Origin of the sequence: Acidovorax sp. ST3 (assembly GCF_003231145.1) — a bacterium.
Classification (GTDB): domain Bacteria; phylum Pseudomonadota; class Gammaproteobacteria; order Burkholderiales; family Burkholderiaceae_C; genus Acidovorax.
In genome coordinates this window covers 71,712-82,157 of the sequence record NZ_QKVP01000008.1, presented here as the reverse complement: position 1 = coordinate 82,157, position 10,446 = coordinate 71,712, and the positions used below count along the sequence as shown (strand labels likewise).

The window sequence follows — 10,446 nt, the reverse complement described above, 5'->3', positions numbered from 1 at the left end:
GACTACGGTTCCGCCACCTCCGACGACTACGGTTCCGCCACCTCCGACGACTACGGTTCCACCACCTCCGACGACTACAGTTCCGCCACCTCCGACGACCACGGTTCCGCCACCTCCGACGACCACGGTTCCGCCACCTCCGACGACCACGGTTCCGCCACCTCCGACGACCACGGTTCCGCCGCCTCCGACGACCACGGTTCCGCCGCCTCCGACGACCACGGTTCCGCCGCCTCCGACGGTCAGGCCACCGATTGTGTTTGTCCCGGTGGTACCCATCATCCTGCGGCCGCCACCTCCGCCGCCACCTGTCATCAGGTAGCAGAAAGAGGCATCAACACCCCGCCGACGCGTGCGCGCACCGGCGGGGTGTTGGCTTTCATAGCTTGTAGAACGCGCGGATCAAATCCCAGGCTTCCTGGGGTTCATCGGTGTAGTGAAACAGGTTGAGGTCCTGCGCAGAGATGGTGCCTTCTTCCACCAGCACATCGAAGTTGATGAGGCGCTTCCAGTAGTCCGTGCCGAACAGCACGATGGGCACGGGCTTGGCCTTTTTGGTCTGGACCAGGGTCAGCACTTCGAACAGCTCGTCCAGCGTGCCAAAGCCGCCAGGGAAGGCCACCAGTGCCTTGGCGCGCATCATGAAATGCATCTTGCGCAGCGCGAAGTAGTGGAACTTGAAGGACAGCGAGGGCGAGATGAAGCGATTGCCGCTTTGCTCGTGGGGCAGGGCAATGTTCAGGCCCACGTTCAGTGCACCCGCATCATGGGCGCCCCGGTTGGCGGCTTCCATGATGCCCGGGCCGCCGCCGGTGCAGATGTAGATGCGGTCGGCAGGGCGCTGGCGTTCGCTGTAGTCGGCCACCAGCTTGGCGAACTGGCGGGCCAGGTCGTAGTAGCCCGCGTTGCGCACAGCCAGGCGCGCGCGGCGCACGCGCTCGGCATCGTCACTGGCTTCGGCGTCGGCCAGCTGGGCTGCGGCTTCGTCGGGCGCCACAAAGCGCGCGCTGCCGTACACCACCACGGTGCTTTCAATGCCTTGTTCGGCCTGACCCAGGTCGGGCTTGAGCATTTCGAGCTGAAAGCGGATGCCGCGCGTTTCGCGGCGGAACATGAATTCGGGGTCGGCGAAGGCCATGCGGTTGGCATCGGCCTGCAGGGGGTTGCCGTTGTGGGCATGGTTGTGCAGCTCGGCCCAGGCATCGGCCAGGCGGCGTTCGTTGAGTTGGGTGTTGGCTTCCATGAGGGGCTCGCGTATCGGTAGGTGAACAGAGAAGAAAGGGGCGGCACCGGCAGCAGCGGTAGCAGCGGGTATGGGCCCATGCAGTGTGGCGTGGATTGATGACGAAATGACGTGCTAGTGCAGGAGTATCAGGCGCGCGATGCTATGAAATATGAAGCACTTTGCATGCCAAGCACCGTGAGGCCCAAGGAGCCCAGCAGATGCAGTGCGGTGGTGCCCAGTGCCAGGGCGTAGCGCTGCACCATCAGCATCTCAACGACTTCGGCCGAGAAGCTGGAGAAGGTGGTGAGCGCGCCCAGAAACCCGGTGACCAGCGCCAGCCGCCATACGGGGTCCAGCTGGGGCATGGCGTGGAACACGGCCACACACACGCCAATGAGGTAGCCGCCCACCAAGTTGGCGACAAGTGTGCCCCAGGGAATCAGCCCGCCTGGGCTGAGCCAAAGGCCCAGGCGCCAGCGCGCCAGTGCGCCCACACAGGCGCCGATGCAGATGGCAAGAACGTTCAACATCGGGGCATTGTCGCTGGATTTTGAGGCGTCGGACGGGCTGCTCTCCATCCCTCAAAACGCCAAGCGGGGCGTCCCCGGTGGGGGCGCCCCGCTTGGTCGTGTCTGCTGGTGGCCGGTATGTTCAGCGCGCCGACATCTGCTGTGGCAACCAGGTCACGATGCCAGGGAAGACATAGATCAACGCCACGGCGCCACACATCAGCAAGAACATGGGCATGGCCACCCTCGCAATCCAGGGCAGCTGGCGCCCCGTCATGCCCTGCAGCACAAACAGGTTGAAGCCCACGGGCGGCGTGATCTGCGCCATCTCCACCACCAGCACGATGAAGATGCCAAACCAGATGGTGTCGATGCCGGCCGCCTGCACCGTGGGCATGAGCACGCCCATGGTCAGCACCACCATCGAGATGCCGTCGAGAAAGCAGCCCAGGATGATGTAGAAAACCGCCAGCGCCACGATGAGCTGCGCCTGGTTCAAGCCCAGCGACGCGATCCACTCCGCCAGGTGCCGCGGCAGGCCGATGTAGCCCATGGCCAGCGTGAGGAACGCAGCACCCGCCAGGATCAGCGCGATCATGCAGTACAGGCGCGTGGCGCCCATCAGCGATTCCTTGAAGGTGCCCCAGGTCATCGAGCCCTGAACGGCTGACAGCACCAGCGAGCCCACCACGCCCACAGCCGCTGCCTCGGTGGCGGTGGCAAAGCCGGTGTAGATGGAGCCCAGCACGGCTGCAATCAGCAGCACCACGGGGATCAGGCTGCGCGATTCCGACAGCTTTTGCATGAAGCTCATGCTCACGTCGGCGGCAGGCACCTGCTCGGGATGGCGGAGCGCCCACAGCATGATGTAGCCCGAGAAAAGTGCCGCCAGCAAGATGCCCGGCAGCACACCCGCAATGAACAGCTGCGAGATCGACACCTCGGCCGACACGCCGTACACGATCATGATGATGGACGGCGGGATCAACAGACCCAGCGTGCTCGCGCCCGCCAGTGTGCCCACCACCATGTGCTCGGGGTAGCCCCGGCGCGTCAGCTCGGGCAGCGTCATCTTGCCGATGGTGGCGCAGGTGGCGGCGCTCGACCCCGACACGGCGGCAAAGATGGTGCAGCCCACCACGTTGGTGTGCAGCAGCCGGCCCGGCAGCGCCTGCACCCAGGGGGCCAGGCCCTTGAACATGTCTTGCGACAAGCGGGTGCGGAACAGGATTTCGCCCATCCAGATGAACAGGGGCAGGGCCGTGAGCGTCCAGCTGGAGGCGCTGCCCCAGATGGTCACAGCCATCGCATCGCCCGCCGGGCGGGCAGAAAACAGCTGCATGGCGATCCAGGCGACGCCGGAGAGGGTGAGCCCGATCCATACGCCGCTGCCCAGAATCAGGAACAGCGACAGTACGAGCAGGCCGGTTATGGCGAGATCACTCATGGTAGGTCGTGCAGCAGGGGTTATTCATTGCGCAAAGCTTCGCCAGAGGAGGCATCCACACGCTTGCCCATCATCTCCAGCACCAGCTCGTCCAGGAACGCTATGGCCAGAATCACCGTGCCCACGGCCATGGCGATTTGCGGAATCCACAGCGGTGTGGCGTCGCTGCTGGTGGAGATGTCGTGGAACTCGTGCGACTGCCAGGCCAGCTTGCAGCTGTACACCGCAAACAGCACGGCCAGCAGGGTGGCAATGGCCAAAGCCCAGATCTCGAACGCCTTCTTGGCGCCGCCCTTCAAAAAGTTGAGCAGCAGCGTGACGCGGATGTGCTCGCCGCGCTTCAAGGTGTGGGCGAGTGCCAGGAAGCCCGATGCGGCCATCAGATAGCCCGCATAGGCGTCCGTGCCCGGCACGTGAAAGTGGAACTGCCGGCTGGCGATGGACAACAGCACCATCCCCAGCAGGCCGACCATGAAAAGCGCCGCCAGGGCGGCGGCGCTGTCGTACAGAAAGTCCAGCAGACGACGCATGTGCGTGGGCGCCTGGGCTTATTTGCGGTAGGCGTCGATGAGCGCCTTGCCTTCGGGGCCGGCCTTGTCCAGCCATTCCTTGAGCATGGTGTCACCCACCTTGGCCATGTCGGCCTTCAGCGCGGCCGGTGGGGTCACCACGTCCATGCCATTGGCCTTGAGCTTGGCGACGGTGTCGGTGTTGACCTTGGCACTGTTGGCCCAGCCGCGTGCTTCGGCGTCGGCACCGGCCTTCAGCAGCGCGTCTTGGCTGGGCTTGTCGAGGGCGTCAAACGCCTTCTTGTTCACCAGCACGGCGTTCTTGGGCAGCCAGGCCTGGGTGTCGTAGTAGAACTTGAGGTGTTCGTACAGCTTGCTGTCCACACCGGTGGCGCCCGAGGTCATCGTCGATTCGACCACGCCCGTGGCCAGGGCCTGCGAGAACTCCGCAGCCTGCACCGTAACCGGCTGGGCACCGACCAGCTCGGCAATGCGGGCGGTGGCAGGGCTGTAGGCGCGCCACTTGATGCCCTTGAGGTCAGCGGCAGAGGCCAGCGGCTTCTTGGTGTAGATGCCTTGTGGAGGCCAGGCCACGGCGTACAGCAGCATCATTCCCTGCTCAGCCAGCTTCTTTTCCAGGAAGGGCTTTTGGGCGGCGTAGAGCTTTTTGGAGGCGTCGTAGCTGTCGGCCAGGAAGGGCAGGCCATCCACGCCAAACAGCTGCCACTCGTTCTGGAAGTTGGCCAGCAGGATCTCGCCCATCTGCGCCTGGCCGCCTTGCACGGCACGCTTGATTTCGGGGGCCTTGAACAGCGCGGCGTTGGCATGCACCGTGATCTTGAGCTTGCCGCCCGTGGCCTTGTCCACATCGCTGGCCAACTGCACCATGTTCTCGGTGTGGAAGTTGGTGGCAGGGTAGGCGGCGGCCAGGTCCCACTTGGTCTGGGCGAATGCCGAGGTGGCAGACAGGCCCGCAGCCAGGGTCAGGGCGAGTGCGGTCACGGGGAAGATTCGACGCTTCATGGATATTGCTCCGCAGGGTTGTATGTACAAGGTTGGATGTAACAAATCACTGTATCGGAAGCCGATCCGATTGCGATAGGTGTTTTGCCTAAACGCTGACAAATTGCCAACAAATTACCATCGACTTGCCTACAATGCCCCATGCATATCCCGTGCCAATGACAGAACCCGCAGGCCTGAACCCGCCATGAAATCTGACGCCAAGCCCAAGGCCAAGTCCGCGCTTCCACCCAAAGCCGACTCCGGTCCCATCGTGTCATCGGCGCACTTGGTGTCGGCGCAGAGCGCAGAGATGAGCGAGTTCGAGTTTGGCCTCATCGTGGCGGGCAATGCGTTCCACCGCTGGGTGGTGCATTGCATGGCGGCGGCGGGCCTCAAGGACCTGACGCCGCTCGACGTGGTGGTGCTGCACCATGTCACGCACCGCGCACGCGACAAGCGCCTGGCCGACATCTGCTTCATCATGAACGTGGAAGACACGCATTTGGTGAACTACTCGCTCAAGAAGCTGCAGACCCTCGGCGTGGTGGCCTCGCAAAAGAATGGCAAGGAAGTGACCTATGCCGCCACCGACACCGGCCGCGCCTACGTGCAGCGCTACCGCGAGATCCGCGAGAGCTGCCTGATCGATGCGCTCAAGGCCGACGACGCGCTCAACCGCGACATTGGCGAGCTGGCCCGTTTGCTGCGTGTGCTCTCGGGCATGTACGACCAGGCGGCGCGCTCGGCCGCGTCGTTGTGACCCTAGGCCTCCGATTTTTTAATTTTTGAATGAAAAGCGGCTGTAGCGCAGGTATTGAATGCGCTGGCAGCTATTGATTAGATAGCATCACCATGTCCCAACAAGCTTATTCTTTGGCCCGCTGGCAGTTCTGGATCGACCGGGGCGGCACCTTCACTGACGTGGTGGGCAAGCGCCCTGACGGCACCTTGGTCACGCACAAGCTGCTGTCCGAGAACCCCGAGCAGTACAAGGACGCGGCCGTGGCGGGCATTCGCCACCTGCTGGGCCTGAAGCCCGGCGAGCCCGTGACGCCCGCGCTGGTCGAGTGCGTGAAGATGGGCACCACCGTGGCCACCAACGCGCTCTTGGAGCGCAAGGGCGAGCCCACGCTGCTCATCACCACCAAGGGCTTCAAGGATGCTCTGCGCATTGCGTACCAGAACCGCCCGCGTTTGTTTGACCGCCATATCGTGCTGCCCGAGCTGCTGTACGAGCGCGTGGTCGAGGCGCAGGAGCGCATGGGCGCGCACGGCGAAGTGATCGAGCCTCTGGACGAAGCGCATTTGAAGGAGCGCCTGTGGGCCGCCTACGACGCGGGCCTGCGCAGCGCGGCCATCGTGTTCATGCACGGCTACCGCTATACCGCACACGAAGAGGCTGCGGCCCGCATTGCGCGCGAGATCGGCTTCACGCAGGTCAGCGCATCGCACGCCACCAGCCCCATGATGAAGCTGGTGAGCCGGGGCGACACCACCGTGGTCGATGCCTACCTGTCGCCTATCCTGCGCCGTTATGTGGACCAGGTGGCGAGCGAAATGCCGGGCGTCAAGTTGTTCTTCATGCAGTCCTCCGGCGGCCTGACGGACGCGCAGGTGTTCCAGGGCAAGGACGCGATCTTGAGTGGCCCGGCGGGCGGCATCGTGGGCATGGCACGCACTGCCGGGCTCGCGGGCCACGACAAGGTCATCGGCTTTGACATGGGCGGCACCAGCACCGATGTGAGCCACTACGCGGGCGAGTTCGAGCGCGAGTTCGAGACCCAGGTGGCCGGCGTGCGCATGCGCGCACCCATGATGAGCATCCACACCGTGGCGGCGGGTGGCGGCTCCATCCTCGGCTTTGATGGCGCACGCTTCCGCGTGGGCCCCGAGAGCGCAGGCGCCAACCCCGGCCCCGCCAGCTACCGCCGTGGCGGCCCACTGGCCGTGACGGATGCGAACGTGATGGTGGGCAAGATTCAGCCCGCGCACTTCCCCAAGGTGTTTGGCCATGCGGCCAACGAGGCGCTGGACGGTGATGCGGTGGCGCAGAAGTTTGGCGACCTCGCCACCCAAACCGGGCGCAGCGCCGAGGATGTCGCCCACGGCTTTATCCAGATCGCCGTGCAGCAGATGGCCAATGCGATCAAGAAGATCAGCGTCGCGCGCGGGTATGACGTGACGCGCTACACGCTGCAGTGCTTTGGCGGCGCGGGCGGCCAGCACGCGTGTTTGGTGGCCGATGCTTTGGGCATGACGCGCGTGTTTGTGCACCCGTTGGCCGGTGTGCTCAGCGCCTATGGGATGGGCCTGGCGGACCAGAACGTGATCCGCGAACAGGCCGTGGAAACGAAGCTGGTGCCTGAGGCACTCGCGGGCATCGAGGCCACGCTGGACCAATTGGCCACCACCGCCCGCACCGAGCTGGAGCGCCAGCAGGTGGGCGCAGGCACAGCCGTGGTGCACCGCCGCGTGCATGTGCGCTACGAGGGCAGCGACTCGGCGCTCATCGTGCCGTTCGGCTCGCTGGCCGAGATCACCGCAGGGTTTGAGGCCGCCTACCGCCAGCGCTTTGCCTTCCTCATGCAGGGCAAGGGCCTCGTGGTCGAAGCGGTTTCCGTCGAGGCCGTGGTGCCCGGCGACGCCCCCGAGGAGCCGCGCCACGCGCTGCAGCCCGCACGCGAGGTGCCGCGCCGCAGCACCGTGCGCATGTACACCGGCGGCGTGGACGGCGTGCCCGCGTGGCACGATGCCGCGCTGGTGGTGCGCGAGGACCTGCGCCCCGGCGACGTGATTCCCGGCCCGGCCATCATTGCCGAGAAGAACGCCACCACCATCGTGGAGCCCGGCTGGGAGGCCGAGTTGACTGAGCTGGACCACCTGCTGCTGACCCGCCGTGTGGCACGCGCCGTGCAGCATGCCGTGGGCACCACCGTGGACCCGGTGCTGCTGGAGGTGTTCAACAACCTGTTCATGAACATCGCCGAGCAGATGGGCTTGCAGCTGCAGAACACGGCGTACTCCGTCAACATCAAGGAACGCCTTGACTTCAGCTGCGCGCTGTTCGACACGGCGGGGAACCTGATTGCCAATGCGCCGCACATGCCCGTGCACCTGGGCTCGATGGGCGAGAGCATCAAGACCGTGATCCGCGAGAACAGCGGCAAGATGCAGCCCGGCGACGTGTTCGTGCTCAACGACCCGTACCACGGCGGCACGCACCTACCCGATATCACGGTCATCACGCCGGTCTACATCGCTGACGAGGCCACGCCCACGTTCTATGTGGGCAGCCGGGGCCACCACGCGGATGTGGGCGGCACCACGCCGGGGTCGATGCCGCCGTTCTCCACGCGCATCGAGGAAGAGGGCGTGCAGATCAACAACGTGAAGCTGGTGGAGCGTGGCGTACTGCGCGAGGCGGAGATGATTGCGCTGCTCGAAAGCGGCGAATACCCCAGCCGCAACCCGCAGCAGAACATGGCGGACCTGCGCGCGCAGATCGCAGCGAATGAGAAGGGCCAGCAGGAGCTGCGCCGCATGGTGGCCGAGTTTGGGTTGGACGTGGTGCAAGCCTACATGCGCCATGTGCAGGACAACGCCGAAGAATCTGTGCGCCGCGTCATCACGCGCTTGAAGGACGGGCAGTTCACCCTGCCGCTGGACAACGGCGCGCAGATCAGTGTGGCCGTGAAGGTGGATGCGCAAAGCCGCAGCGCCACCATCGACTTCACCGGCACCAGCCCGCAGCAGACCAACAACTTCAACGCGCCCACGGCGGTGTGCATGGCGGCGGTGCTGTACGTGTTCCGCACGCTGGTAGATGACGACATTCCGCTGAACGCCGGGTGCCTCAAGCCGCTCAACGTCATCATCCCGCCGGGGAGCATGCTCAACCCCAACCCCCCAGCCTCGGTGGTGGCGGGCAATGTGGAGACCTCCACCTGCATCACCAACGCGCTGTACGGCGCGCTGGGCCTGATGGCGGCGGGGCAGTGCACCATGAACAACTTCACCTTTGGCAGCACGCGCTACCAGTACTACGAGACCATCTCGGGTGGCAGCGGCGCGGGTGGGGTATGGGATGCGAACGGGCAACTGGCGGGCGGTTTTGACGGCACCAGCGTCGTGCAGTGCCACATGACCAACTCGCGCCTGACGGACCCCGAGGTGCTGGAGTTCCGCTTTCCGGTGCGGCTGGAGGGCTACGAGATCCGCAAGGGCTCGGGCGGTGCGGGGCAGTACAAAGGTGGTGATGGCGGCATTCGCCGCGTGCGCTTTCTGGAGCCGATGACGGCCAGCATCTTGTCCAACGGCCGCCACCATGGCGCGTTTGGCATGGCGGGTGGCCAGCCGGGGGCCGTGGGCATCAACAAGGTGGTGCGCAGCGATGGCCGGGTGGAGCTGCTGGACCACATCGGCCAGGCCGAGATGGCGCCGGGCGATGTGTTCGAGATTCACACCCCCGGTGGCGGCGGGTTTGGCGTGCCAGGGGCGAAATAAGCGCCAAAAATGCTGCAGGCGCATGTTTCATATGCGCCTGCAGCTATCAAATCAGGAGTAATTGATCAAGGGTAAGTGATCAGGAGTCTTTGGCTTCTGTGCCGCCATCCACCTTGGGCTGGCTCAGGCTGGGTGGCACATCGCGCCCGGCCTGCCGGGCGCGGAACAACGCCGCACGCATCAGAAAGATCGACATGATGGGCACCGTGATCGCCACGAACACGGCAATCAGCAGCGCGTGCAACGCCAGGCTGCTGTCGGCCACCGAGAAGTACAGCACCGTACCATGCATGATCAGCCAGCAGCCCAGCGTGGCGATGATGGAGGGGGCGTGTACCCGTTCAAAAAACGTGGGCAGCCGCAGCAACCCGATGGAGCCCAGCAGGGCCAGCGCGGCACCGGCCAGCACCAGCACGGCCACGATGATCTCCAGCCACAGCGGAAGAACCGCCGTGACGGTGGTGGCAGCGTCGGTCATTCGATCACCTCGCCGCGCAGCAAAAACTTGGCCATGGCCATGGAGCCGACAAAGCTGAACAGCGCCAGCAGCAGCGCGGCCTCGAAGTAGTTCTTGCTGCCGTAGAGCAGCCCCAGCACCAGCATCACCAGCATGCCGCTCAGGTACATGCAGTCCAGCGCCAGCACACGGTCTTGCGCGGACGGGCCCTTGAGCAGTCGGATCAACGCACAGCCCATGGCCAGCGCGAGCATCAGCAGGGCGGCCGGCAGGGCCCAGTCCAGCACGGGGGTCATTCAAAAATCTCCATCAAGGGGGCCTCGTAGCGCTGCTTCACCTCAGCGATTACCGTGGCGGGGTCGTCCAGCTCCAGCACGTGCAGCAGCAGCATGCTGCGGTCCAGCGAAATCTCGGCCCAGGCGGTACCGGGCGTGATGCACACGATCATCGCCAGCACGGCCAGTGCGTTGGGGTCCCGCACGTCCAGCGGGATGTGCACAAAGCCCGCTGGGTGGCGCCTGCGGCCGGGCGCCAGCAGCAGGCGGGCCACGGCCAGGTTGGACCGGGTGGTATCTGCCACCACCGTGAGTGCCAAGCGCAAGACGGTGCCTGGCTTGCGAATGCGCACCGGCAGCGGGCGCAGCCCGGCTGTCAGCAGCGGGATGGCCAGTGCCAGCACGGAGCCCAGTACCAGGTGACCTGCACTCAGGCTGCGGTTGAGCAGCAGCCACAGGCCCAGCAACGCCAGCGAGAGCAGCGGGGCGGGCACCAGGCGCCGCAACAGACCGGGG

General features: G+C 65.1%; 10 protein-coding genes and 1 pseudogene. 3 read left to right on the top strand and 8 right to left on the bottom strand.

The window, feature by feature from the left end:
- Positions 1-450, top strand: a pseudogene (locus DNK89_RS24610) (hypothetical protein); the annotation flags it as partial.
- On the opposite strand, the gene DNK89_RS22865 reads toward DNK89_RS24610, so the two are convergent.
- The 5 genes from DNK89_RS22865 to DNK89_RS22845 all read right to left on the bottom strand — a co-directional run bounded on the left by DNK89_RS22865 (position 380) and on the right by DNK89_RS22845 (position 4,713).
- Positions 380-1,243, bottom strand: coding sequence for a TIGR00730 family Rossman fold protein (locus tag DNK89_RS22865; protein ID WP_110961968.1), 864 nt, complete (start codon positions 1,241-1,243; stop codon positions 380-382). The pseudogene DNK89_RS24610 and the gene DNK89_RS22865 sit on opposite strands and share 71 nt — an antisense overlap.
- 128 nt (positions 1,244-1,371) lie before the next feature.
- Positions 1,372-1,755 carry a fluoride efflux transporter CrcB gene (gene crcB / locus DNK89_RS22860; RefSeq protein WP_110961967.1) on the bottom strand — a complete coding sequence of 128 codons (384 nt, stop codon included), beginning with the start codon at positions 1,753-1,755 and terminating at the stop codon, positions 1,372-1,374.
- Positions 1,756-1,876: 121 nt separating this feature from the next.
- The gene (locus DNK89_RS22855) at positions 1,877-3,181 is read right to left on the bottom strand and encodes a TRAP transporter large permease (RefSeq protein ID WP_110961966.1); all 1,305 of its coding nucleotides are present in this window, start codon (positions 3,179-3,181) and stop codon (positions 1,877-1,879) included.
- Between the two features lie 20 nt (positions 3,182-3,201).
- Positions 3,202-3,711, bottom strand: coding sequence for a TRAP transporter small permease (locus DNK89_RS22850; protein WP_015014448.1), 510 nt, complete (start codon positions 3,709-3,711; stop codon positions 3,202-3,204).
- An 18-nt stretch (positions 3,712-3,729) separates the two neighbouring features.
- Positions 3,730-4,713, bottom strand: coding sequence for a TRAP transporter substrate-binding protein (locus DNK89_RS22845; protein ID WP_060986440.1), 984 nt, complete (start codon positions 4,711-4,713; stop codon positions 3,730-3,732).
- A gap of 187 nt (positions 4,714-4,900) precedes the next feature.
- On the opposite strand from DNK89_RS22845, the gene DNK89_RS22840 reads away from it, so the two are divergent.
- Together DNK89_RS22840 and DNK89_RS22835 are read left to right on the top strand one after the other, a co-directional pair.
- Entirely contained in the window at positions 4,901-5,455 is a 555-nt protein-coding gene (locus tag DNK89_RS22840; protein ID WP_110961965.1) for a winged helix DNA-binding protein, read from the top strand.
- Positions 5,456-5,547: 92 nt separating this feature from the next.
- On the top strand, positions 5,548-9,198 hold the full coding sequence (locus DNK89_RS22835) for a hydantoinase B/oxoprolinase family protein (RefSeq protein ID WP_110961964.1): 3,651 nt from the start codon (positions 5,548-5,550) through the stop codon (positions 9,196-9,198).
- Between the two features lie 79 nt (positions 9,199-9,277).
- Here DNK89_RS22835 and mnhG read toward each other — a convergent pair whose 3' ends face one another.
- From mnhG to DNK89_RS22820, 3 genes are read right to left on the bottom strand one after another with little or no spacing between them, the layout of a single operon-like run.
- Complete coding sequence (gene mnhG / locus DNK89_RS22830; protein WP_110961963.1) at positions 9,278-9,676, bottom strand: monovalent cation/H(+) antiporter subunit G; 399 nt, start codon at positions 9,674-9,676, stop codon at positions 9,278-9,280.
- Positions 9,673-9,951, bottom strand: coding sequence for a K+/H+ antiporter subunit F (locus DNK89_RS22825; protein ID WP_056063664.1), 279 nt, complete (start codon positions 9,949-9,951; stop codon positions 9,673-9,675). Before DNK89_RS22825 ends, mnhG begins: the two co-directional genes overlap by 4 nt.
- Positions 9,948-10,439 (bottom strand): Na+/H+ antiporter subunit E, encoded by a 492-nt coding sequence (locus DNK89_RS22820; RefSeq protein ID WP_110961973.1) that lies wholly within the window; start codon positions 10,437-10,439, stop codon positions 9,948-9,950. The genes DNK89_RS22825 and DNK89_RS22820 overlap by 4 nt, the downstream gene beginning before the upstream one ends.
- Positions 10,440-10,446 lie beyond the last annotated feature (7 nt).

Bases quoted from the DNA above. Each gene is read 5' to 3' on its own strand.
- DNK89_RS22865 (WP_110961968.1), bottom strand. From the start codon at position 1,243: ATGGAAGCCAACACCCAACTCAACGAACGCCGCCTGGCCGATGCCTGG.
- crcB (WP_110961967.1), bottom strand. From the start codon at position 1,755: ATGTTGAACGTTCTTGCCATCTGCATCGGCGCCTGTGTGGGCGCACTG.
- DNK89_RS22855 (WP_110961966.1), bottom strand. From the start codon at position 3,181: ATGAGTGATCTCGCCATAACCGGCCTGCTCGTACTGTCGCTGTTCCTG.
- DNK89_RS22850 (WP_015014448.1), bottom strand. From the start codon at position 3,711: ATGCGTCGTCTGCTGGACTTTCTGTACGACAGCGCCGCCGCCCTGGCG.
- DNK89_RS22845 (WP_060986440.1), bottom strand. From the start codon at position 4,713: ATGAAGCGTCGAATCTTCCCCGTGACCGCACTCGCCCTGACCCTGGCT.
- DNK89_RS22840 (WP_110961965.1), top strand. From the start codon at position 4,901: ATGAAATCTGACGCCAAGCCCAAGGCCAAGTCCGCGCTTCCACCCAAA.
- DNK89_RS22835 (WP_110961964.1), top strand. From the start codon at position 5,548: ATGTCCCAACAAGCTTATTCTTTGGCCCGCTGGCAGTTCTGGATCGAC.
- mnhG (WP_110961963.1), bottom strand. From the start codon at position 9,676: ATGACCGACGCTGCCACCACCGTCACGGCGGTTCTTCCGCTGTGGCTG.
- DNK89_RS22825 (WP_056063664.1), bottom strand. From the start codon at position 9,951: ATGACCCCCGTGCTGGACTGGGCCCTGCCGGCCGCCCTGCTGATGCTC.